This is a genomic window from Kitasatospora sp. NPDC048194 (assembly GCF_043202455.1).
Classification (GTDB): Bacteria; Actinomycetota; Actinomycetes; order Streptomycetales; family Streptomycetaceae; genus Kitasatospora.
Genome location: NZ_JBIDAK010000020.1, coordinates 129,707 through 153,040, shown reverse-complemented (window position 1 = coordinate 153,040; position 23,334 = coordinate 129,707). Strand labels below are relative to the sequence as shown.

Annotated in this window: 15 protein-coding genes; 3 read left to right on the top strand and 12 right to left on the bottom strand. The window is 76.5% G+C overall.

What is annotated here, in order from left to right; genetic code table 11:
* Positions 1-416: 416 nt before the first annotated feature.
* The 10 genes from ACGF07_RS23690 to ACGF07_RS23645 form a co-directional block, all read right to left on the bottom strand.
* Positions 417-1,100 carry a polysaccharide deacetylase family protein gene (locus ACGF07_RS23690; RefSeq protein WP_392901797.1) on the bottom strand — a complete coding sequence of 228 codons (684 nt, stop codon included), beginning with the start codon at positions 1,098-1,100 and terminating at the stop codon, positions 417-419.
* A 216-nt stretch (positions 1,101-1,316) separates the two neighbouring features.
* Entirely contained in the window at positions 1,317-4,244 is a 2,928-nt protein-coding gene (locus tag ACGF07_RS23685) for a condensation domain-containing protein (RefSeq protein ID WP_392901795.1), read from the bottom strand.
* Complete coding sequence (locus ACGF07_RS23680) at positions 4,241-6,067, bottom strand: non-ribosomal peptide synthetase (protein WP_392901793.1); 1,827 nt, start codon at positions 6,065-6,067, stop codon at positions 4,241-4,243. The genes ACGF07_RS23685 and ACGF07_RS23680 overlap by 4 nt, the downstream gene beginning before the upstream one ends.
* A 166-nt stretch (positions 6,068-6,233) precedes the next feature.
* The gene (locus tag ACGF07_RS23675) at positions 6,234-8,060 is read right to left on the bottom strand and encodes an AMP-binding protein (RefSeq protein ID WP_392901791.1); all 1,827 of its coding nucleotides are present in this window, start codon (positions 8,058-8,060) and stop codon (positions 6,234-6,236) included.
* 34 nt (positions 8,061-8,094) lie between these two features.
* Complete coding sequence (locus ACGF07_RS23670) at positions 8,095-9,270, bottom strand: acyl-CoA dehydrogenase family protein (protein WP_392901789.1); 1,176 nt, start codon at positions 9,268-9,270, stop codon at positions 8,095-8,097.
* The gene (locus ACGF07_RS23665) at positions 9,267-12,356 is read right to left on the bottom strand and encodes an amino acid adenylation domain-containing protein (RefSeq protein ID WP_392901787.1); all 3,090 of its coding nucleotides are present in this window, start codon (positions 12,354-12,356) and stop codon (positions 9,267-9,269) included. The genes ACGF07_RS23670 and ACGF07_RS23665 overlap by 4 nt, the downstream gene beginning before the upstream one ends.
* 198 nt (positions 12,357-12,554) lie before the next feature.
* The gene (locus ACGF07_RS23660) at positions 12,555-13,814 is read right to left on the bottom strand and encodes a non-ribosomal peptide synthetase (protein ID WP_392901785.1); all 1,260 of its coding nucleotides are present in this window, start codon (positions 13,812-13,814) and stop codon (positions 12,555-12,557) included.
* 88 nt (positions 13,815-13,902) lie between these two features.
* Positions 13,903-15,306, bottom strand: a complete 1,404-nt coding sequence (locus ACGF07_RS23655; RefSeq protein ID WP_392901783.1) for an MFS transporter — start codon at positions 15,304-15,306, stop codon at positions 13,903-13,905.
* 419 nt (positions 15,307-15,725) lie between these two features.
* On the bottom strand, positions 15,726-16,814 hold the full coding sequence (locus tag ACGF07_RS23650) for a PP2C family protein-serine/threonine phosphatase (RefSeq protein ID WP_392901781.1): 1,089 nt from the start codon (positions 16,812-16,814) through the stop codon (positions 15,726-15,728).
* A 197-nt stretch (positions 16,815-17,011) separates the two neighbouring features.
* Complete coding sequence (locus tag ACGF07_RS23645; protein WP_392901779.1) at positions 17,012-17,665, bottom strand: maleylpyruvate isomerase family mycothiol-dependent enzyme; 654 nt, start codon at positions 17,663-17,665, stop codon at positions 17,012-17,014.
* A 71-nt stretch (positions 17,666-17,736) separates the two neighbouring features.
* Between ACGF07_RS23645 and ACGF07_RS23640 the strand changes: the two genes are divergently transcribed.
* Entirely contained in the window at positions 17,737-18,702 is a 966-nt protein-coding gene (locus ACGF07_RS23640) for a LysR family transcriptional regulator (protein WP_392901777.1), read from the top strand.
* A gap of 53 nt (positions 18,703-18,755) precedes the next feature.
* Here ACGF07_RS23640 and ACGF07_RS23635 read toward each other — a convergent pair whose 3' ends face one another.
* A complete protein-coding gene (locus ACGF07_RS23635; protein ID WP_392901775.1) occupies positions 18,756-19,898 on the bottom strand; it encodes an erythromycin esterase family protein in 1,143 nt (380 codons plus the stop codon).
* A 92-nt stretch (positions 19,899-19,990) separates the two neighbouring features.
* Here ACGF07_RS23635 and ACGF07_RS23630 point away from each other — a divergent pair, with 92 nt between their 5' ends.
* Positions 19,991-20,686 (top strand): TioE family transcriptional regulator, encoded by a 696-nt coding sequence (locus ACGF07_RS23630; RefSeq protein WP_392901803.1) that lies wholly within the window; start codon positions 19,991-19,993, stop codon positions 20,684-20,686.
* Positions 20,687-21,566: 880 nt separating this feature from the next.
* Positions 21,567-21,761: a hypothetical protein gene (locus ACGF07_RS23625; protein WP_392901774.1), complete on the top strand. Its 195-nt coding sequence runs from the start codon at positions 21,567-21,569 to the stop codon at positions 21,759-21,761.
* A 107-nt stretch (positions 21,762-21,868) separates the two neighbouring features.
* Here the strand turns inward: ACGF07_RS23625 and ACGF07_RS23620 are convergent, their stop codons facing one another.
* Positions 21,869-23,323 (bottom strand): MFS transporter, encoded by a 1,455-nt coding sequence (locus tag ACGF07_RS23620; protein ID WP_392901772.1) that lies wholly within the window; start codon positions 23,321-23,323, stop codon positions 21,869-21,871.
* Between the last annotated feature and the right edge of the window lie 11 nt (positions 23,324-23,334).

Below are 23,334 nucleotides of genomic sequence, written 5' to 3'. Positions count from 1 at the left end.
AGAACGACACCGTCCTCCACACCGAACTCGTCCCCGAGATCGCCGACGAGCCGAACTACGAAGCCGCCCTCACCGCCCTCAAGTAACCCCCGACGAAGCCGGGCTGAGCCACGCAGCCCTCGTGCCGCCCGCTCCCGGCCGGGAGCGGGCGGCACGAGGCGGCCGGACGGTGTCAGGCGACCGCACCTCACCCCGGCCCGGAGCCGCGGAAGTTCGGCGAGGATGACCGAGGATGCGGTCGCGCGGCTCACCGAGGGGCGAGCCGCTGATCGACCAGGTACTGCCCTGCGGTCAGCCCGACGGCCCGCCGTCGGCTGCCCGGGAGCACTCGAGCGCCGCGCATGCGACTGGACGAACCCGGCTGTTGCACAGCCGAGTTGGACCCGGCATGCGAACGGCGGCTCGGGAGGGCCGGATCAGCAGAGCAGACCGAAGCCGTACCCGCGCGCCTTGAGGCCGGACAGGATCGCCGGCAGCGCGGCGGCGGTCTGGCTGCGGTCACCGCCGCCGTCGTGCAGCAGGATCACCGAACCGGGGCGGACGGCGCCCAGGACCCTGGACTGGATCGCACCGGACCCGGGGCGGGACCAGTCGGCCGGGTCGACCGACCAGAGCACCACCTGCTTGCCCAGCCCCGCCGCCCGGGAGCGCACCGTGCCGTTGACCGCGCCGTACGGCGGACGCAGGCAGGTCGGGGTGCGGCCGGTCTGCGCGCGGATCGCCCGATCGGTGTTGCCCACCTGGGAGTTGAAGGTGGCGGCCGAGAGCCGGCGCAGGTCGGGGTGCGACCAGGAGTGGTTCTGCACGCTGTGGCCCTGGCGGGCGACCTGCCGGGTGACCGAGGGGTGGGCGGCGACGTTCTCACCGAGTTCGAAGAAGGTCGCGCGCGCGCCGTAGCGGTTGAGGATCGACAGGATCCGGGGGGTGTACACCGGGCTCGGGCCGTCGTCGAAGGTCAGGTAGACGACCTTGCCGCCGGCCGCCTCCGCGGGTGCGGCCGGCACGGCGACCGCCGCACCCGCCACGAGCGTGACGGCGAGGGCGCCGATCGCGGCCCGGGCCCTTCCAACTGCCCTGCGCCTGAAGGGTCGTACGGCCATACCAGCCCCCTGCGGTTCGGAACTCCCGGATGTCGAGCATTCTGCGCCCGACCGGACCGGGGCCGCGACCCGCCCGGGTCGAAAGGGGACGGAACCGGCCAGTCGCAGGGGGGGTTGAGCCCTGCGTGTGCTCCCGCGCCGCGGGCCACCCGGGCGGAGGCCTGACGCCGGGCGGAGGGGGCCGGTGGCGGGCCCCCTCCGCCCCGTGCGCGGGGCTCAGCCGACCATGGCCGCGAGCACGCTGCGCCAGTCCTCCCCCGGCTCCGGCTCCAGGGCGGCCGCCAGGGTGTCGGCCCGGTAGTGCCAGGGGCGGCACAGGTCCGGGTCGGCGTCCGGGCGCAGGTCCGGCGTGCTCTGCGAACCGAGCAGGCGGATCAGCTCGGCGGCGAAGTCCGTCCAGGAGACGTGCCCGCTGATCGCGTTGACGACCCGCCCGGCGGCCGGGTGGTCGGGCTGGAGACAGGCGGCGACGGCCCGGGCGAGGGCCGCCGAATGCACCCAGGCGGCGCCGTTCCAGGTGGACCGGTCGCCGGGGGCCGGGGCGGGCAGGACGACGGGGCGGCCGGCCAGGGCGGCCTGGTAGAGCTCACCGGTGGCACCCCAGCGGAGCTGGTCGCGCAGCCGCTGGTGCGGACCCCAGACGATCGGGGCGCGCACGGCGGTGACCGGGCCGCGCCCGTGCGCCTCGGCCGCTTCGAGGAGCAGCCGTTCGCAGTCCAGCTTGGCCTGCCCGTACGGGGTGACCGGCGCGCAGCTCGGGGCGCCCTCGGCGACCTCCGTACCGGGCGGCCGTCCGTAGGCGTCCACGCTGCTGACGAAGACGAACGGCCCGCCGGACCAGCCGTCCAGCAGGGCGCGCATGGCGGCGACGTCGACGGCGTGCTCGGTGAAGGTGCAGGCGGCGTGGACGACGGCGTCCACGCCCTTGACGGCACGGCGCAGGCTGTCCGGGTCGGACAGGTCCCCTTCGGCGATCTCGGCGCCGTTGAGGGCCGGCAGGTGCGCCGACTCGGGCCGGACCAGCACGCGGACCGGGCGGCCCTGGGCCATCAGCTCCTGGAGCACGGCTGCGCCGACGCCGCCGGTGGCGCCGGTGAGCAGCACGGTGCCGGTGCGGGCCTCGGCGCGGGCTTCGGCGCCGGGCCGGGCCCCGGTGCGGGCGAGGGCGGCGCGGCGCTCGTCCGCGCGGGTGGCGAGCAGGGCGGCGAGGGCGCGCGGGGTGCGCCGTTCCAGGATGTCGAGGCCGGTGAGCGGAAGTCCGAGGCGGGTGCGCAGCCGTTCGGCCAGCTGGACGGCGATCAGTGAGTGGCCGCCGAGGGCGAAGAAGTCGCCGTCGGCGGGCGGGACGCTGCCGAGCAGTTCACCGAAGGCCGTGCGGACCAGGTCGAGCGGGCCGGGCCGGTCGGCAGCGGTGTCGGGGGCGGTGGTCGGGGCGGCGCCGGGCAGCCGGTCGCGGTCGGCGGCGCCGGTCGCGTCGCGCGGGATGCGGTCCACCAGCGTGACGGCGAGCGGCAGTTCGGCGGCGGGGAGGCTGCGCCGGAGGGCTGCACGCAGCTCGCTGCCACTGGGGGCGACCGGGCCGCGCACGACCGCGTAGGCGAGCGGCGGGCCGTCGACGCCCTCGACCACGGCCGCCTCGGCGACCCGCGGGTCGGCCGAGAGCGCCTCGACGACGGGGTGCCGGGCGGCGACCAGGCGCCCGCCGGGCAGCTGGGACAGGGGCAGGTCCGCGTCGTCGGCCACCGCGCCGAGCACGGCGGCGAAGGCCTCCAGCAGCCGCGCCGCGGTGGTCTCGTCCAGCGCGTCCCGGTCGTGCTGGACCAGGCAGCGCGGCTGCGGCCCGTCCTCCAGCAGCAGGGCGAGGTCGAACTTGGCCAGTCCGAGGTCGAGGTCGACGTTCTCGGCCTCGAGCCCGGGCAGGGCCAGCGCGGTGACGGGCTGGACGAGGTCGCAGCTGACGGAGAGCAGCGGAGTGCCGTCGGCGCCGCGGGCGGCGGCGCCGAGGCGCTCGACCACCAGGTCGAAGGGCACCTGGTGGTGCTGCTGGGCGTCGAGCAGCGCGTCGCGGACCACGGCGAGCGCCTCGCCGAAGGTGTCGTGGTCTCCCAGCTCGGCCCGCACGGCGAGGGTGTTGACGCCGAGGCCGACGGTGCGGCGGAGCTCGGGCCGGGCGCGGTGGCCGCTGGCGCACCCGAGGGTGAGGTCGTCCTGCCCGGAGGCGGTGCGCAGGGTGGCGAAGGCGGCGGCGAGGACGACGGCGAACAGCGTGGCGCCGTGCCGCGTGCCGAGCCGGCGCAGGCCGTCGACGGTGGCGGCGTCGATCGGTGCGGCGTGCAGGGTGGCACGGCGTTCGCGGGCGCCGGGCGGTACGGGCCGCAGCAGCGGCAGCGGCCGGGCGCCGGCCAGGTGGGCGGCGCGGGCGTCGGCGGCGGCGGTGAGTTCGGCGTCGCGGGCGCGCTCCTGGCGGGCGTACTCGGCGTAGGGCAGCCCCGGCGGCGGGAGTTGGGGCTCCACGCCGTCGCGGGCGGCGGCGTAGAGGGCGGCGAGGTCGGCCGCGAGGACGGGCAGGGAGCCGCCGTCCACCGCGATGTGGTGGATCGTCAGCAGCAGGGTGTGGTCCTCGGGTCCGTGCCGCAGCAGCAGTGCCCGCAGCACCGGGCCGGCGGCGAGGTCGAACGGCCGGGCGGCTTCGGCGGCGATCCGGTCGGTCCAGTCGGTCCGGTCGGTCCGGTCCCGGTCGGCACCGTCACCGGCACCGCCGTCGGCACCGGCACCGGCACCGCCGTCGGCATCGGCGTCGGCCGCGTCGATGACGGGCAGCGGCACCGGGGCGGCCGGCTCGATCCGCTGGTACGGCTGCTCGCCCAGGCGCGGGTAGCGGGTGCGCAGGACGGCGTGCCGCTCGGTGAGGGCGGTCAGCGCGGTGGCCAGGGCCGCCGGGTCGAGCGGGCCGCGCAGCCGGGTGGCGATCGGGACGTTGTAGAGGGCGCCGCCCTGGCCGAGGCGGTCCATCAGCCACATGCGCTGCTGGGCGTGGGAGAGCGGGGCCGGGCCGCTCTGCGGTGCGGTCGGGCGCTCCGGCGCGGTGGCGGCGCGGCGGTCGCGGGCGCGGCGCAGTAGGTCGCTCTGGTCGGTGGTGCTCATCGGTCGGCTCCGGGGGTGTCGTCGGCGGCCAGCAGGGCGCGCTCCAGCAGTTCGGCCTGTCCGGCCACGGTGGGGTGGCCGAGGAAGTCGGCGAGGGAGAGCTCGACGCCCAGGTCCTCGCGCAGGTCGTCGACGACCCACATGGCGAGCAGCGAGTGGCCGCCCTCGGCGAGGAAGTCGGCGGCCGGGTCGGTGATCGGGCGCTCCAGGGCGCGGCTCCAGGCCTCGGCGACGACCTGCTGGATCGGGGTGAGCGCGGCCGCTCCGGCCGGCCGGGGGTCGGCGGTCGGGTCCGCGGCGGTGGCGAGCGCCCGCCGGTCGACCTTGCCGCTGCCGGTGAGCGGCAGCGCGTCGAGTACGGTCCAGGCGGTGGGCACCAGGTGGGCGGGCAGCCGGTCGGCGAGCCGGCCGCGCAGGGTCTCGACGGCCGGTCGGGCCCCCTCGGTGAGGACCAGGCAGGCGGTGAGCGCGGCGTCGGCCTGCCCGGCCCGGCGGACCACCACGGCCGCCTCGGCGACCTCGGGGAACTGCAGCAGGGCGTGCTCGACCTCGCCGGGCTCGATCCGGAAGCCCCGGACCTTCACCTGGTCGTCGGTGCGGCCCTGGAACTCCAGGGCGCCGTCGGGCCGTTGGCGCACCAGGTCGCCGCTGCGGTAGGCCCGGCCGTGACCCGGGAGCTCGCGGAAGCGCTCGGCGGTCAGTTCCGGCCGGTTCAGGTAGCCCTGGGCGAGGCGCCCGCCGGTGATCCAGAGTTCGCCGACCGTGCCGGGCTCCACCGGAGCGAGCCCCTCGTCGAGGACGAGCGTGCGGGCACCGCCGAAGGGCCGGCCGATCGGGACGGCGCCGCGGTCGCAGTCCGCGAGGGTGACCCGGTGCAGCGTGGTGAAGGTGGTGGCCTCGGTGGGCCCGTACACGTTGTAGAGCTCCAGCCAGGGGAAGGCCCGCAGCACCGCGCCGGCGTGCTCGGCGGACATCGCCTCGCCGCCGACGGCCAGGGTGCGGAGCACGCCGAAGATCCGGGACTGCTTGGCGGCCAGGTGGTGGAAGAGCGCGGTGGTGAGGAAGAGGGTGGTGACGCCGAACCGCTCGACGTCGCGGACGAGTTCCTCGGTGGAGGGCCGGTCGGCCGGGGCGACGGCGACGGCGGCGCCCCGGGCGAGCGGGGCCCACACCTCGAAGGTGGCGGCGTCGAAGGAGACGGTGGAGTGGAGGAGCACCCGGTCGCGCGGGCCGATGGCGAGCGCGTCGGGGGCGGTGACCAGGTCGGTGACGGCGCCGTGCGGGACGATCACGCCCTTGGGCCGGCCGGTGGAGCCGGAGGTGTAGTAGAGCAGGGCGGGCGCCGCCGCCTCGGCGGCGTCGGGCACCGGCTCCGCCGGGGTGGTCTCGGTGCCGCGCTCGGTCAGCACCAGGGTGCGCTCCTCGGGCAGTCCGGCCTCGGCGAGCAGCGCCTTGTCCCCGAGGACGAGCCGCACGTCCGCGTCGGCGGTCATCTCGGCGATGCGCGGGCGCGGGTAGGCCGGATCGAGCGGAAGGACGTGGCCGCCGGCCCGCCAGACGGCGAGCTGGGCGACGACGAGGCGGGTGGAGCGGGCGCAGAGCAGGCCGACGGCGCTGCCGGGGCCGATCCCGCGGGCGGCCAGGACGGCGGCCAACCGGCCCGCTGCTTCGAGGAGTTCGCGGTAGGTGAGGACGGTGGTGCCGTCGGTCACGGCGAGTGCGTCGGGGTGGTCCTCGGCCTGCCGGGCGATCAGGGCGGGAAGCGTCGTCAGGTCGCGGCCGGTCGCCGGGGCGGACGAGGCGCTCAGGGTGGTGGGCGTCATGGCTGGTTCCCTTCCGGGCGCCCCGGCGGTAGGGCCGGGGCGCCCGCGGTCAGGAGGGGTCAGGGTTCGGGGCGTGCCCCGCGGTACGGCGTGCCCCGCGAGCGGCGCGCCGGCGGGGCGGCGTGCCGGCTCCGCAGGACACGCCCCGGGGAGGCGCGGTGAACGGTCAGGCGAGCGAGGCGCTGGGCATCCGCTCCTCGACCAGCCGCGCGATCGCCCGCAGGTCGGGCTGGCGCAGCAGCGGCGCGGCCCGCAGCCGGACGCCGTACTCGTCCTCCAGGGACTCCAGCAGCCGGGCGGCGGCGAGCGAGTTGCCGCCCGAGGCGAGGAAGTTGTCCTCCAGGCCGAGGTCGGCGCTGCCGATCAGCTCGCGGCAGAGCTTCAGCACCGTGCGCTCGACCGGGGTGGCACCCTCCTCGACCGCCGGGTCGCCGGGGTCCGCCGGGTCCGCGGTGGCCGCCGCCTCGGCGGCGAGCAGCGCCGCGCGGTCCACCTTGCCGTTGGCGTCCAGCGGGTAGCGGTCCACCAGCCGCAGGGCCGAGGGCACGGCCTGCTCGGGCAGCCAGGGCCGGACCGCCTCCAGCAGGCTCGCGGGCTCGGGGGCGGCCGCGGCTCCGGCCTCGGCGCCGTCCTCGGCCTCCACGAAGGCGACCAGCCGGACGCCGCCCGAGGCCACGGGCTGGGCGGCGACCACGGCCCGGCGCACCCGCGGGTCGCGCTCGAAGGCGGCCTCCACCTCGGCGGGCTCGATCCGCACCCCGCTGACCTTGACCTGGTCGTCGAGGCGTCCGTGGAACTCCAGCACGCCGTCGGCGCGCATCACCACCCGGTCGCCGCTGCGGTAGACCCGGTCGATGCCGTCCACGCCGGGCGGCACCCCGACGAAGCGGCGGGCGGTCAGCTCGGGGTCGAGGTACCCGGCGGCCAGGCCCCGGCCGCCGATCCGCAGCTCGCCGGCCTCTCCCCGGGGCACCGGGCGGCCCTGCTCGTCGGTGACCAGGACCACCGCGCCCGGGATCGGCAGGCCGATCGGCGGCGCGCCGTCGCCGTGGCCGCCGCCGGGGGCCATGGTGTGCACGGTGGTGGCGACGGTGGCCTCGGCGGGCCCGTAGGCGTTGTGGACGGTCGCGGTGACGTCCGGGCCCGGGGTGCGGCGCAGCCGGTCGCCGCCGATCATCAGGTGGCGCAGCGCCAGCCCGGTCGGCCAGGGCCGGGCGAGGAGGGGTTCGGCGAGCGGGGTGGGCAGTACGGAGACGGTGATCGCGGCGTCGCGGAACCAGTCGGTGAGCGCGGCGGCGTCCCAGCGGACGGCCTCGGGGGCGACGACGAGCGTCCCACCGGAGGTGAGGCCGGCCCACAGCTCCATCAGGTGGGGGTCGAAGGCGACCCCGATCAGCAGGCTGTGCCGGGCACCCGGGCCCAGGCCGGTCAGCTCCCGGTACCAGTGCAGCAGCGCCCCGAGCGCCGGCTCGGTGACGGCGACGGCCTTGGGGGTGCCGGTGGAGCCGGAGGTCAGCACCGCGTAGTGGGTGCCGGTCGGCACCTGGGCCTGCTCGCCGGGGGTCAGTGCGGCGAGCACCTCCCCCGCGGCGGGCAGGTCGAGCGCCAGCCGCTCGCCGCCCGGCGGCAGCACGTCGGGTTCGCCGACCAGGCAGGCGGGCCGCAGCTGCTCGGCGACGGCCTGCAGTCGCCGCTCGCCCGGGCGCGGGCCGAGCGGCAGGTGGACGGCGCCCAGCTTGGCGGCGGCCAGGGTGACGGCGACCAGCGCCGCCGACTGGCCGAGGCAGACGCCGAGCAGGTCGCCCTTGCCGACCCTGCCGCGCAGGGCCTCGGCGACGCCGTCGGCGAGGCGGTCGAGCTCGGCGTAGCTGTAGCTGCGCTCGCCGTCGATCAGGGCGGGCGCGTCGGGGGTGCGCTGCACCCAGCCGGTGAAGAGGTCGAGGACCGCGCCGTCCTGGTGCGGACGGCCGTATCCGATGCTCAGGGATTCCATCATTGTCTCTTGGCTCCAGACAGGTGACTGGCCGTCAGTTCAGGCCCATGGAACGGGCGATGATCACCTTCTGGACCTCGGAGGTCCCCTCGATGATCGTGGTCATCCGGACGTAGCGGTACAGGTACTCCAGCGGGTGGCCGCGCACCCAGCCGGTGGCGCCGTGCACCTGGAGCGAGCGGTCGACCGCCCGCACGGCGGTCTCGGAGGCGGTGAGCTTGGCGAGCGCCGCGTTCTCGGCGGACTCGGTGCCCTCGTCCACCAGCCGGGCGCAGGCCAGGGTGAGCAGCTTGGAGGCCTCCACCTCGGCACGGGTGGTCACCAGGTGCTCCTGGACGTGCTGGTACTCGCCGATCACCCGGCCGAAGGCGCGCCGCTCCCGGGCGTACTCGACGCCGACGCGCAGCGCGTACTCGGCGATGCCGTTGCACATCGCGGCGACGACCAGGCGGCCGCGGGAGAGGCTGTCCATGGCGAGGGCGGTGGCCGCCCCGATGCCCTCCTCGCCGCCGATGACGGCCTCCGGGCCGACGGTGACCCGGTCGAGCAGCAGCTCGAACAGCGGCTCGCCGGACATGCCCTCGTACCGCTGGCCGATCCGCAGACCGGGCTGGTCCATGGGCAGCACGAAGGCGGTGGCGCCGGCGGTCGGCCCGGCGCCGTCACCGAGGTCGGTGGCCGCGACGACCAGCGCGATCCCGGCGTGTTCGGCGTTGCTGACGAAGGTCTTGCGCCCGTCGAGCACCCAGGCGTCGCCGGTGCGCACGGCGGTGGTGGTCAGCCGGAAGGCGTCCGAGCCGGCCTGCGGTTCGGTGAGCGCCAGGCAGCGGGTCTGCTCGCCGCGCACCAGCGGGACGAGGTGCCGCTCGATCTGCTCCGGGGTGCCGTGCCGCAGCAGCGGGCTGGGGCCGTCGGAGCCGGCCAGCGCGTAGGGGGCGAGCACGCAGCCGCTGCGTCCGGCGGCGTGGTGCAGCAGCACGACGGCCGTGAACGGCATGCCGGCGCCGCCGAGTTCCTCGGGGTAGTCCCCGGCGTAGAAGCCGAGGGCGGCGGAGCGCTTGCGCACGTAGGCGCGCAGGTCGGCCGGGACCTGGTCGGCGGTCTCGGGCAACTCGGCGGCGAGCGGCACGAGCTCGCGGCGCACGAAGCTCTCGAAGGCGTCGACGAGTTCGCGGTGGCCGGCTTCCAGGACGCTGGAGGGGGCGCTCACTTCGCCCCTCCGGTGAGGACGCGGGCCTGGTCGGCGAGGACGGCGTGCCGGAACAGCGTGCGCAGCGGCGGCCGGCTGCCGAGGTGCGGTTCCAGGTAGGCGGCGAGCTGGGCGGCGAGCAGGGAGTGGCCGCCGACCTCGAAGAAGTGCGAGTCGGGGGTGAAGCGGTCGTGGCCGAGCACTTCGCGCCAGGCGGCGGCGATCAGCTCCTGGCCGGGGTCGGTGAAGGCGGTCGGCGCGGCGCTGGCCTGCGGCGCGGGCGTCTCGTCGGCGAGTCGGGCCAGGGCGGCGCGGTCGGGCTTGCCTCCGGGCAGCGTGGGCATCTCGGGGACGGCCGTCCAGCTGGCCGGGACGAGTCCGCCGGGCAGCCGGCGTGCCAGTGCCGCGTGCAGGGCGGCCTGGTCGGGGCGGTCGGTGCCCTCCAGGAAGCCGACCAGGCGGGGGCCGGTCCGCGGGTCGGTGTGCAGCAGGACGGCGCAGGAGCGGCCGCCGAGTTCCGCGGAGGCGGCGGCCTCGATCTCCTCCAGCTCGATCCGGTGGCCGCGCAGCTTGACCTGGTTGTCGGCGCGGCCGAGGAACCGCAGGCGCCCCTCGGTGTCGCGGTAGCCGCGGTCGCCGGTGCGGTAGACCCGGGCGCCGCCGAGCGCCGGGACGGTGGTGAAGCGGGCGGCGGTGGGCTCCGGCAGGCCGACGTACCCTTCGGCCAACAGGGCTCCGCTGACGACGAGTTCGCCGACGCACCCGGCCGGGAGCGGGCGCAGCGTCTCGTCGAGCACGTGGATCCGGGCGCCGTCGATCTCGGTGCCGAGCGGGATCTCGCCGTCCTCGGCGACGTCGGCGGCGGTGACCTGGTGGACGGTGGAGGTCACGGTGGCCTCGGTGACGCCGTAGGCGTTGAGCACGGTGGTGGCCTCGGTGAGGTCGGCCAGGGCGCGGGCGGGCAGCCGCTCGCCGCCGAGGACGAGCAGCCGGGGCGACCAGCGGCCGTCCTTCAGCGCCTCGCGCAGGTCCTCGCGCACGCCGAGCAGGTAGCTGGTCGGCAGGTTGGCGACGGTGACGCCGCGGGCGGCGAGGACCGCCACCAGTTCCGGGCCGGTGGGCACCTCGCGCTGCGGCACCACCAGCGCGGCGCCGACCGCGAGCGCGGGCAGCACCTCCTCGAGCGCCACGTCGAAGGACGGCCGGGCGAACAGCAGCACCCGGTCGGCGGAGGTGAGTTCGTAGCGCGCGGCAATCGCGGCGACGTACCCGGCCAGCGCCTCGCGGCCGACCAGGACGGGCTTGGGCACGCCGGTGGAGCCCGAGGTGTGGATGACGTAGGCGGCGCCCTCCAGCACGGCGGCGGGGCGGGCCTCCGGGAAGGCGGGGCCGTCCAGCAGCGCCGGGGTGACGCCCTCGGCGGGCAGGGCGAGCGCGCTCTGCCGGGTGGCCAGGACGAGGGCGGGGGCGAGCCGCTCCAGCAGCAGGCCGAGCCGGGCGGCCGGGTCCTCGGTGGACAGCGGCGCGTAGACGGCCCCCAGGCGCAGGCAGGCGAGCAGGGCGACCACGCTGTCGGCGCCGCGCGGCAGCACGGTGGCCACCGGCTGCCCGGCGGTGACCCCGGCGGCGCGCAGCCGGTCGACCAACTCTCCGACCCTGCGGTTCAGTTCGCCGTAGCTGATCCGCTCGGTGCCGGCCAGCAGGGCGAGCGCGGCGGGGTCGTGGGCGGCGGCCGGGTCGAGCCCGACCGGGGTGACCGGCACGGCCGGCGCGGCCTCGGGCGCGGGGACGAGATCGGCGAGCGGCACCTGCGGGCGGTCGAGGTAGTCGCGCAGCAGCTCCAGCAGCCGGTCGGCCAGCAGCATGGCCTCGGCCTCGCCGAAGAGGTCGGCGTCGTAGTCCCAGACCAGGGTCATCCCGGCGGCGCCGTGCTTCTCGCCGACGACCCGGCGGTCGTCGGGCAGCAGCACCAGGTCGAGGTCGAAGCGGGTGGTGCCGGTGTTGAAGCCCTCGTAGAGCGAGACCTCCAGGCCGGGCGCCTGGACGTCGGGCAGCGCGGCGTCGTGCGCGCTGAACATCACGTTGAACAGCGGGTTGTCGGCGCCGCCGGTGTGCAGCCCGAGGCGGCGGGTCAGCTCCTGCACCGGCAGGTCCTGGTGCGGCAGGGCCCGCAGCAGGACGTCGGTGGTCTCGTCCACGGCCTCGGTGCCGGGCGCGGCCGGGTCGAGCCTCAGGCGCAGCGGCACGGTGTTGACGAACATGCCGACGGTGCCCTCGAAGCCTTCGGGCCGGTTGCCGACGGCCGTGCCGACGACGATCTCCCGGTGGCCGCTGTGCCGGCGCAGCAGTTCGGTGAACAGGGTGAGCAGGGTGCTGAACGGCGTGTGGCCGTCGGCCTTGCTGCGTTCGCGCAGCGGCCCGGCGAGGTCGGCGCCGATCGACTGGCGCAGCTGCCCGCCGCGGTGGCGCCGCTCGACACCGAGCTTGGCCAGTCCGGGCAGGGTGACCTCGCGCGGGGCGTCGGCCAGTTCCCGGGTCCAGAAGGCGAGGGCGCGCTCGCGGGCCGCCGGGTCGACGGCGCGGCGGGCGTGCTGCTCGTACGAGGGCGCGGTGGGCAGCTCGTACGGCTGGCCGAGGACGTGGGCGCGGTAGACGGTGAACAGGTCGCGCAGCAGGATCGCGAAGGAGTGGCCGTCGTGGACGAGGTGGTGCTCGACATGGATCAGCCGGTGGTGGTCCTCGCCGAGCCGGACCAGGTGCCAGCGCAGCACCGGCGCGCGGAAGGTGTCCAGCGGCTCCTCGGCCTCGGCGGCGAGCAGGCGGCGGAAGGCGGCCTCCGGGTCGGCGTCGGCGGTGTAGTCGCTCTGCCGCAGCTCGGGGCGGCAGTCCGCGGCGACCCGCTGGCCGGGCAGGCCCTCCGGGCGGGCCACCAGCTCCAGCCGCAGGCCCGGGTGGTGGTCGAGGACGGCTGCGAGGCCCGCGTACAGCGCGTCCCGGTCGAGGGTGCCCCACAGGTCGAGGACGGCGGTGAAGTTGTAGGCGCGACTGCCGGGCAGCATCTGCTCGTGCAGCCAGACGATCTCCTGCGAGGGAGAGAGTGCGAACATGGGTGATTCCCTTGTGTGGTGGACGGGTTGGCACCGGGGTGGCCGGGCGCGGGCGTGGGGTGGTCCCGGCACGGTCGGGTTGGGGTCCGGTCGCAGCGGGGTGGGGGTGCGGCCGGGGCTCGGGGGGGCTGGGGCTCGGGGGCTGGGGACCCGCGACGCGGGGCGCGAGGGCCTGGGGGCGGGCGGCGGACGGGCGGTCTACGCCAGGTGGCGGCGCAGGACGGCGAGGAGCCCTTCGAAGGCGGCCTCGGCGTCGGCGGCCGGGAAGCGGTCGCTGTCCCAGGCCAGGCGGACCAGCAGGTCCTGGCCGTGCTCGGCGGCGACGGCGAGCGGCGCGGCGAGCGGCCGTCCGGCGAGGTGGACCTCCCGGCCGGCAACGCCGCCGAGCACCAGCGGCGGGCGGCGGCGCATGTCCTCGAGGGTGAGCATCGCGTCGAGCGCGCCCGACCAGGGCGAGCCCGCGGTACGGGCAGCGCGGACGACCTCGTCGAAGGGGGTGCCGGCGTGGTCGAGGTCGTCCCACCAGGCGTCGCAGAGCTCCTCCAGGTCGGCGGCGGGGCGCGGCGGGACGGGGTGCACCAGGGTGTTGAGGAAGCAGCCGAGCGCGGCGGGCGCACCGGGCGGGCGGCCGCCCCAGGGGTAGCCGAGCGCGAGCGGGCCGTCCGCGCGGTGCAGCCGCCGGGCGGCCGCGCCGACGGCGTCCAGCAGGGCGGGGAAGACGGCGCTGCGGGCGGCGCCCTGGGCGCCGGGCAGCCGTTCGGTGAGCATGCCGGTGGCCGTCGCCGCGCCGCCGCCCGTCCCGACCAGGGTGCCGAGGCGGCGGCCCCAGTGGGCCTGGGCGGCGGGGCCCGCGGCGGCCTCCTCGGCGGCCAGCTGGAGTTCGACGGCCTCCCGGAAGTCGGCCGTGGCCTGCCGGTCCGGGCCGGGCGCGGGCGGTTCGTCGCGCTCGTAGGCCGCGGTGAGCTCGCCGATGAGCGCCCCGAGGGACTGCTCGTCGCAGGCCGCGTGGTCCAGCGCGAGGGCGAGCAACTCCTCCGGGGCGTCCGGGTCCTGGGCGACCAGCAGGCGCAGGGCGGGCCCGTCGAGGGGCCAGTCCAGCAGGGCCGCGCGCAGCGCCGGCGCGGCGCCGCCGTGGTCGGCGACCGGGATCCGGGCGGCCTCGACGGAGGGTCCGCCGGCCCGCAGCACGGGGGTGCCCCGGACGGTCGCGAAGCCGCCGCACAGCGCGGGGTGGCGGGCGGCGACGGCGGCGGCCGCACGGCCCAGCCGGGCCGCGTCCACGGTGCCGCGGGGGAAGGCGAAGAACAACGGGACGATGTCGGAGCGGGTCAGCGGGGCGAGTCGGCGGGTGATCAGGAACCGTCGCTGGGCACCGGTCAGCGGGAGCAGCTCCACCGGGGAGTCGGCGGCGGCGGAACGGTACCGGGCGAGGTAGGCGGCGGTGATGCTGGCGTGCACGGAACGGTCTCCGGTCTCCGGTTTCGGTTCGGGTGTTCGAGTGCTCGGGGCTCGGGTGCTCGGGGCTCGTGGCCGGAACGCGGCCGCGTCAGGAGGTGGTCGGGCTCGCGGCGGACTGCCGCCGAGAGTCGGCGTCGGGGGTCGTCGGGTCGAGGCCGTCCCCGGCGGGCGCCGTGGCGGCGGCCTGCCCCGCGTCCTGGCCCTGGGCCCGGTCCTGGGCCTGGTCCTGGTCCTGGTCCTGGGGCTGCGTCGTCGGGAGGTCGCGCATCCGGCGCAGCGGTGACAGCAGCAGCGGCACCGGCACCAGCAGGAAGCCCACCGCGCAGAGCCACAGCGCCTCGCGCGGCCCGAACCGGTCCGCGACGAACCCGCCGCCGAGGGCGCCGAGCGGCATCGTGCCCCACACCAGGAAGCGCATGGTGGCGTTCATCCGGCCGAGCAGCTCGGGCGGGCAGACGCTCTGCCGGAAGCTGACCTGCGCGACGTTGTAGGCCACCGCGCCGAACAGCACCACGCCCGCGCCGAGGCCGAACAGCCACCCGCCCGCGCCGCCCTCGGACAGCGGCCACAGCACCGCGAACGGCGCGGTCACCAGCGCGGACAGCCAGATCAGCCGGGCCTGGCCGACCCAGCGGGCCAGCCGCCCCGCGCACAGCGCGCCCGCCAGCCCGCCGACGGCCGAGGCCGACAGCAGGGCGCCGATGGCACCGGGCGACAGGTCGAGCACCCGCACCCAGAAGACCGTCTGGACGGCCATCAGCACGGCGGCGAACAGGTTCGAGGTGGCGGTGGCCGCGGCGATCGCCCGCAGCAGCGGGTGGCCGAGGACGAAGCGCACGCCCTCGGCGACCTCGGCGCGCAGCGAGCGCCCGGGTTCGGGCTCCGGCCGCGCCTCCTCGACCCGGATCCGGGCGAGCAGCAGGGCGGAGGCGAGGTAGCCGCAGGCGTCCGCGACGATGGCGAGCGGCGCACCGAGCAGCTGCACCAGCCCGCCGCCGAGGCCCGGCCCGGCGATCTGCGCCGAGGATCGGATCGTCTCCAGCGCACCGTTGCCGCCGACCAGCTGCTCGCGCGGCAGGACGGCGGGCAGGAACGACTGGTGGGCGACGTCGAAGAAGACCGTGGCCACCCCGGTGACCAGCGCGACCAGGTACAGCTGCGGCATGGTCAGCACGCCGAGCACCGCCGCCGGCGGGATCGAGCCGACGGCGATGCAGCGCACCACGTCGGCGCGGATCAGCACCGGCAGCTTGCGCATCCGGTCCAGCCAGGCGCCGGCCGGCAGGCCGACCAGCAGGAAGGCCGCGGTCTCGGCGGCGGTCAGCAGGCCGACCTCGAAGGGTGAGGCGTCGAGCACCACCACCGCCACCAGCGGCAGGGCGACCAGGGTGACCTGACTGCCCGTCTGGGCCGCCGCGGCTCCGGTCAGCAGGAGCCGGAAGTCACGGTGGCCGAGCAGACCGGCCGGGCGGGGGCGAAGCGTCTCGTTCATCGGTGCGACTCTCGGTCACCTCTTCGACACGCGGCAACCGCTGGGTTCGTTTCCGGACGAACCCCGGGTCGGCCGGATCCCGCCATTGTCGTGACCCCGGCGCGCCCCTCCCCCGCGCCCCCGCGCGCCCCGGCGGCGATCTCCCGCGGCACCGCGCCCGCTCGTCGGCCAGGGACGCCCGGCTCAACAGGGGATTCCCGTCGCCGACGGCGTCGACTGTCCATTTCACCGTCCGATATCCGGACGTCCGGTTTCCGGCCAACGGAGGGCGCGGGTCAACTTGGCCGGATTCCGTGGAGCACCCACCTGCCGCAACCTCGCCGTGATATCGGGCGTGGTCGAGCCGCGTCGCGCACCGCCCGCCCACCGCCCCGGTACGGCCCTGGTCCGCCGCCGGCCCGGAGTGTCCCGCCCGGGCGCTACCCGGCGCGGCGACGGGTCACCGCGAGCAGTGCCATGTCGTCGTCCCGGGGCCCGCCGGTCCACCGCGCGACGTCCGCCACCAGCGCGTCCAGCACCTCCCGCGGCCCCGCGAAGGGCCCGAGCGGCGTCAGCCCCGGCACCGGGTCGTAGAACTCCCCGGCCGCGTTCCGCGCCTCGGTCACCCCGTCCGTCACCAGCAGCAGCGTGCAGTCGGGCGGGAAGGCCCGGGTCTGCGGCCGCGGCCGCGCCACACCCAGCACGCCCATCCCGAGCGGCAGCCCCGGGTCGGCCGCGTCCCACCGGCGCACCGGCTGCTCCCCGTCCAACAGGTACGGCCCGGGGTGGCCGCAGTCCAGGGTGCGCGCCGCCGCCTCCCCCGGCGGGAACTCGACCAGCAGCGCCGTGATGAAGCCCTCCAGTTGCAGTTCCTCGCTCAGCTGGGCGCTCTCCCTGGTCAGCGAGCGCTCCAGCGCATCCGCGAGCTCGCCGAGGTCCGGAGCGCGGTGCGACTCCTCCCGGAACGCCCCCAGCAGCACCGACACCGCTCCCACCGCGTGCAGCCCCTTGCCCCGCACATCGGCGATCAGCACCCGCACCCCGAACGGAGTCGTCTGCAGCGCGTACGCGTCCCCGCCGATCAGCGCCTCGTCCTGGGCGGCCCGGTAGCAGGCCGCGACCTCCAGCTCCCCCACCCGCCCCGGCGGCTCCGGCAGCACCGCCCGCTGCGCCGCCTCCGCCACCGACCGCACCCGCGCCAGCCGCCGCCCGTGCCGCGCCAGCACCCGGTTCACCCCGACGCCGAGGAGCGCCGTGAACACCGTGTTGCCCAGCTCCAGGTAGCCGGCCGTGGTCCCGATCGTCCCGTCCTGCGAGGACAGCACGATGATGCCCACCACGTTCGCGATCCCGACCGCCACCGTGTCCCGCAGCGTCAGCAGCGCGCCGGCGAGCACGGCGGCAGCCGCCAGCAGCGGATCGCCCCAGTAGTCGGCCGTGTCCAGCGAGTTCCACAACAGCCCGCCGGCGACCACCAACCACGGCGCGACCCGCACGTACAGCGGCCACTGCACGGACCTCGGGGCCATCGGCGACCTGGCTCCCGTCTCGCCACGCACCCGGATGGGATTCCTTTCCGATCGTAGGCACGGCGGTGCCGGCGGCGCAGGTCCGCCGGCGGCGAGGGCCCAGGTCCGGCGGCGGCGAGGGTCCGGTCCGGCGGCGCAAGGGGCGGCAGCACCGGGCGGGCCGGGGCGACGGCCGCCGGGCCGCCCCGCCGGGCGCCTCACCCGGCCCGTACGAACCGCTCCGCCCCGTCCCCCGCCAGCAGCCCGGGCGGCAGCCGCCGGCCGTACGCGACCAGCAGCAGGTGCTCGGCCCGGCCCTCCACCAGCAGCCCTCCCTGCCCGTACGACCACTCCGCGTCCGTCGCCCGCAGCCGCACGCCGTCCAGCCGGGCGCCGAAGAAGCGGACGCTGCGCGCCGAGACCGTGCCCAGCAGGGCGGCCGCGCGGGCCGTCGGCAGCCGGGCGGGCAGCCGGAGGGCCACCGTGATGTCGAGGCCGTGGACGGCATCGTGGGCGAGGGCCGCGATCCGGCCACCCACCGGGGGCCGCCAGGGATGGTCGGCGTGGTCGGCCATCGCCGCCGCGAGTTCCCGGTCCCCCAGCGCGGCGGCGTCGCGGCGGGCGACCCGGTCCGCCATCCGGTGCAGGTTGCCTCCGGAGCGGGCCAGTTCCCAGGCCGTCCGCGCCGTCGAGTAGCGGAACCCGGTGCTCAGGTGGGCCGCCACCTCGCGCACCCGCCAACCCCCGCACAGCGACGGGGCGTTCCACTGCTCGGCGGTGAACCCGCCGAACAGCGCGGCGAGTTCCCGGCGTTCCGCCGCGATCTGCTCGCGGACCCACTCCACACCCTGTTCAAGCTGCGCGTTCTCCATGGCTCCAGCCTGCGGCCGGGGCCGCCCGCCCGTCCAAGACCGGCTGGTTCTGCCACCTATGATCAGCGGTTATGGAACTCCGGCAGCTCCAGTACTTCGTCACCGTCGCCCAGCACGGCAGCTTCACCCGGGCGGCCGAGCTGCTGCACCTGAGCCAGCCCGGCGTGAGCGCCCAGATCCGCCGGCTGGAGCGGGAACTGGGCCATCCGCTGCTGGACCGCTCAGGACGGGCCGTCCGGCTGACCCAGGTCGGCGAGGCGGTACTGCCGCACGCGCAGGCCGCGCTCGCCGCCGCGTCGGCGGCCCGGCAGACGGCGCGGGAGTTCGGCGGGCTGCGGCGCGGGCACGTCCGGCTGGGCATGGTCGCCGGGGCGGCGCTCACCCCGCCGTCCGCCCTGGGCTCCTTCCCCGGGCTCGCCACCACCCTCGCCGCCTTCCGCCAGGAGCACCCCGGCATCGACTTCTCGCTCGCCGAGGACACCACCGGGCGGATGCTGGCCGCGCTGCGCGAGGGGCAGCTGGACCTCGCCGTGATCGGCCTGCCCACCACCGCGAGCGGCCGCGAGGGCGACGACGGCTGGACGGCACTGACCGGTCTCGCCCTGCACACCGTGCTGGACGTCCCGCTGGTCGCGGTCTGCGCCGAGGACCACCCGCTGTCCACCGCGTCCGACGGCCCGCTGCCCGTCGCCGCGCTCGCCGGGCACGCCCTGGTGGGCACCCCGCGCGGCACCGGCCTGCGGACCGCCCTGGAGGTCGCCCTCGCCGAGGCGGGCACGACCCCGATGGTGGCCGTCGAGGCGGCCGCCCCACCCCAGTTGGCCGAACTCGTCGCCCACGGGCTGGGCGTCGCGCTGCTGCCGGACCCGGGGCCCGTCGCCGGGTTGCGGGTCCGGCAGCTGAGCGATCCCGTGCCGCGCGTACGGATCGCCCTGGCCTGGCCGGCGGGGCGGCGGCCGCCGGCGCCGACCGCCGCCCTGCTGGACCATCTGCGGGCCGCCTACCCGGGGCCCGACGACCGCGTGTCCCGCGCCTGACGACCGGCCGACCGCAGCCCGGAGGAGCGGCGGGGGCCCTGTCGGCCGACCGGCTACCCGGTCACTGCCGCACCGTCGCCGATGTGGAGCACCGCGACCGCCCCCTCGAAGCTCGACCGGTCGAAGGAGTAGCCCTGCTGCGGCGCCGTGTCCGTGCGGGGGCGGGCGTCCCCGAGTTCCGGCGCTCCCACCAACTCCCATGCGGTGCCGGGCCGTTGCAGCATGGCCTCGTACGTCCCCGGGGCCGGCTCGGCGAGTCCCAGCGCACCGCTGCGCCCGAGGCTGCCGGCCACGAACAGGTACCGCCCGCCCAGCAGCGGGCGGAGGATGCGGCCCGCGCCGTTCCAGCGGCAGTGTAGCTCTCCCGACCAGGCGCTCACGGCCTGCTGGAGGTGCGCGTTGTGGGCGAACACCACCGTGGGTCCGCGCTCGGCCTCGGCGGTGCGGATGTCGAGCAGGTTCTCGGCCATCAGCGCGTCCCGCAGCCCGAGCAGGCCGGAAACCCGCTCGTCCGGCCCGAGCCCCTGGATCGCCGCCTGCGCGTGGTACCGCAGCAGCCCGAGCCCGGCCCGCAGGTGCGTTCCGGCCCGGAGCCACGCGGCTCGGGAGCCTGCTTCGATCAACTCCGGTGCCCGTACGTACAGCTGGACCAGCAGGTCGTCGGCGACGCGGCGCAGCTGTGCGGCCTCGGGCGTGGCTCCGGGTGAGCTCGCCGCGTCCAGCACCGCCTGCTCGCTGCTCCAGCGTTCGTCCTCGCCCGCCAGTGCGGCGATGTCGAGGTCGAGCCCGAGGTAGTCGCGGGCGTGTTCGAGGTAGCGGCGCGGGCTGGGGGCCATGGTGTTCTCGGTCGGGGCGTCGAAGCCGTGGAGGGCCAGCCGCTCCCCCGGCGCCCGGTCGCGGTTGAACTCGCGCATCCAGGCGACGAGTCGGCGGTTGCCGGCCTGGCCGCCGAAGCCGTGGCTGAAGCCGTCGGCCAGCACCTCGTCGAGGGTGCCCGCACCGCCCTGGACGTAGTCGTCCACGAGGAGCGCCGCCACCCGGTCGGTCTCCAGGGCGATCGAGCGGTAGCCCCGCTCGACCAGTTGGGCGAAGAGCTGGTTGCGGACCAGCCCGAAGGCCGGTTCCTGGTGGGTCGGCTCGCCGAGCGCGAGCAGTTCGCAGGAGGGGGTGAGGAAGTCTCGGATGTCCTGACTCATGAACCTCAAGCGTATCCTTGAAGGATCGGTTGAGACTTTTCCTGCTGTTCTCGCTCAACCACCGGGGAAAGCCTCAAACGGAGGTCAACGTCATGCGGCCCGCCGACCTCGCGCGCGAGCACGGCCTGTCGACCCAGGCCGTCCGCAACTACGAGCGGGACGGTTTCCTGCCGCCCGCCGAGCGCACCGCCGGCGGCTACCGCATCTACACCGAGCGGCACGCCGCCGCCCTGCGCGCCTACCTCGCCCTGGTGGCCGCGTACGGGCACGCGACCGGCGGCGTGATCATGGCCTCGGTGAACGCCGACCGGCTGGACGAGGCGCTGACCGCCGTCGATCGCGGCCACGCCCAACTGCTGCGCGACCGGGAGACCCTGGCCACCGTCCGCCGGGCCGTCGACCACCTGACGGCCCAGCCGGCCCCCGAGGACCGTCCGGCCGTCCCCGGCCCGCTCAGCATCGGCGAACTCGCCCACCGGCTCGGCCTCACCCCCGCCACCCTGCGCACCTGGGAGGCGGCCGGCATCCTCACCCCCACCCGTGACCGCCCGGGCGGGCACCGGACCTACCACCCCGAGGACCTCCGCGACGCCGAACTGACCCACCTGCTGCGCCGCGGCGGCTATCCCCTGGCCCACATCGCCACCGTCATCCGCCAGGTCCGCACGGCGGGCGGCACGGGCGGCCTGGCCGAGGCCCTCGAAGGCTGGCAGGACCGGCTGACGGCCCGCGCCCGGGCGATGCTGACGGCGGCGGCACGACTCGACGCCTACCTGTCCGCGAGGTAGCGCTCGTCCTGGTTCCGGCGCAGTTCCGCAGCGGCAGGGGGCCGGTCCTCACCCTCCGTACGGCAGGCGCGGGTTGCCGCCTGCCGCCGATGCGGTCCTCGACCGGGGCAGGGGTGGAGAGCACCGGCGACAGGCGTCGTTCCGCCGCGTCTCCCTCTGGAGGACGGAACGGTCAGCCGTCGGCCGGGCATGCGGAAGCGGGATGCAGGGGCCCAGCCGGCGGAGGGTGGAAGCGTCAATGTGAGCGCTCACAACAATGGTTAACGCTAACAATCATGGTGTCAAGGGAGGCCGACCGCCGGACCCTCCCCGGCTCGCGCGCCGGGCCTCCTGTCCTGCCGCTCGAGGGGTGAGCGGCAGGGCGGTCCCTGCCCCCGCCTCCTCCCCGCCTCGGGCCCGTCGCCGGTGTTCCCCCGCTCCCCGGGGGATGCAACAGTTCCTCGGGAACATCACGGGGAGGGGCGGGGAATGACGAGCGCGGTGGTCACGCTGCTGGTGGCGGTCTTCGGCGTCACGGGCACCCTGTTGGCACCGTGGCTGGCCCAACGGGCTCAGGCCGGGGCGGCGCAGCAGGACTTCGAACGCCAGCAGGCGGCGGCTCAGGCGCAGTGGGACCGCGAGCTGCGGAAGGAGGATCTGGCCCAACGGCGCGCGTGCTACATGGCCACCAACGCGGCCTACCGCCGCTACCGGGTCGCGATCATGAACCTCCTCTGGTACTCGCACCAGGGCGCCGTGACCGACCAGGAGCGGGAGGCGCTCGAACAGGCCCGCCACGCACACCACGCGGCCTTCGCGGAGGCGCAGATGATCGCCACGCGGCCGGTCCTGGCGCAACTGGACGCCGTCACCCAGGCGTTGTCCGAGGCGTACCACAGCGATGTGCCTCCACGAGGGCAACCCCGTGCCGGACGGTTCGTTCGACGAGATCCGCGAGTACCTCACGTGGCTCTGGGAGCGGTGGGAGGAGATGCGCGGCGTCATGCGCGCCGACCTCGGCGTCGACCTGGACCCGGACCTGGACCCGGACCAGGGCGCCGGCCCGCGCACCGAGGGCGGCGGCGCGGAGGACTGAGATCCGTACGCCGCGCGCCGGTCCTGCGGTCGGCGGAGCGGCAGCGCGGACCACGGCACCCGTACGCGGCCCCGGCCCCTGTCCTGAGCCCCAGATCCGTTGTCGAGTCAATTCCTCCGCCTGGCGGCCGCTCCCACCCGGCCGAGGGAGCGGTCGGGGAGGACGACGAGGAAGAGCAGGCCGGCGCCGCCGAGCATGAACAGCGCGAGGTGGTGCAGACCGCCCGTGGTGGCGCCGTGCGGGAAGTACGCCGCGTTCGCCGCCGAGGCCGCCATCGCGCCGAGGTACATGAAGGTGCGCAGCAGCCCGGCGGCGGAGGCGATGGCCGCGGGATCGGCCTGGTGGTACAGCGCGGCCTGGTTGCCGAGCCCGGTCAGCCCCTGGGGGACCCCGGCCAGCAGCCCGACGGCGACCAGCAGCACCACCGGGCTCGCCGGGTCCAGCAGCAACAGGGCGGCGGCGGCCGCCATCTGGAAGACCGATCCGGCCACCAGCTTGCCGCGCACCGCCGGGCTGCGGCCGGTGACGGCGGAGACCGCGAGGCCGGTGAGCGAGAGCGGCAGCAGGACCAGTCCGGCGGTGGCCGCACCCAGGCCGCGTCCCTCCTCCAGCCACTGGGTGTAGCCGTACAGGAAGGCGTAGGTGCCGGTGTTGCCCAGGACTTGGCGCAGGTACGTCGCGACCAGCGGACGGTTGCGGGCGAGCGCCCGCAGGTCGATGAAGGGGGTGCGGGTCCGCGTCTCGCGGACGGCGAAGCCGGCCGCGGCCAGCACGGTGAGCACCGGCAGGTACCAGCGCGCGGTGCCGGGCTTCATCACGAAGAGCATCAGCGTCAGCAGGAGGGCCGCGAACAGGGCGATGCCGGTGTGGTCGAGCCGGTCCCCGCGGTCGCGGCGCGGCGCGGCAGCGGGCAGCCGGGAGAGCCCGAGGGCCAGGCACGTCAGCGACAGCGGGACGTTGACGGCGAAGACCGTCCGCCAGCCGCCGAGACCGATCAGCAGCCCGCCGAAGGTCGGCCCGATCACGGCGACGGTCTGGCCCGCGACGGCGAGCGCGGTGAGGACGCCGGTGGGGCTGCTCCGGCCGGTCCGTTCGGCTTCGCTGCGGGTCAGGTGCATCGCGGCCGGGTAGGCGGCCGAGGTGCCGAGGCCGAGCAGCACCCGGGCGGCGACCAGCAGCCCGAGCGAGGGCGCCAGCGCGCCGAGCAGTCCGGCCAGGCCGACCAGGGCCGTTCCGGCCAGGTAGAGCCGGCGCGGCCCGTGGTCGTCCACCAGCCGGCCGAGTACCGGTTGGCCGACGGCGGTGGCGAGGTAGAGCGCGGTGACCAGCCAGGCGGTCTCGGCGGGCGGCGCGCCGAAGGCGATGCCGACGGGGACGAGGGCGACCGCGATCATCGAGGAGTTGATCGGGTTGAGCACCGAACCGAGCACCATCGGGGCGAGCAGCCGGCGGTTGAACTCCCCGGCCGGCGCGGGTCGTTCGGGGCGGCGCCCGAAGCGCTGGCCGCCCGGCGGCCGGCGGCGGGCGCGGAGCCGGGCCAGTAACGTCGCGGAGCCGCTCATCGCGGGGCCGC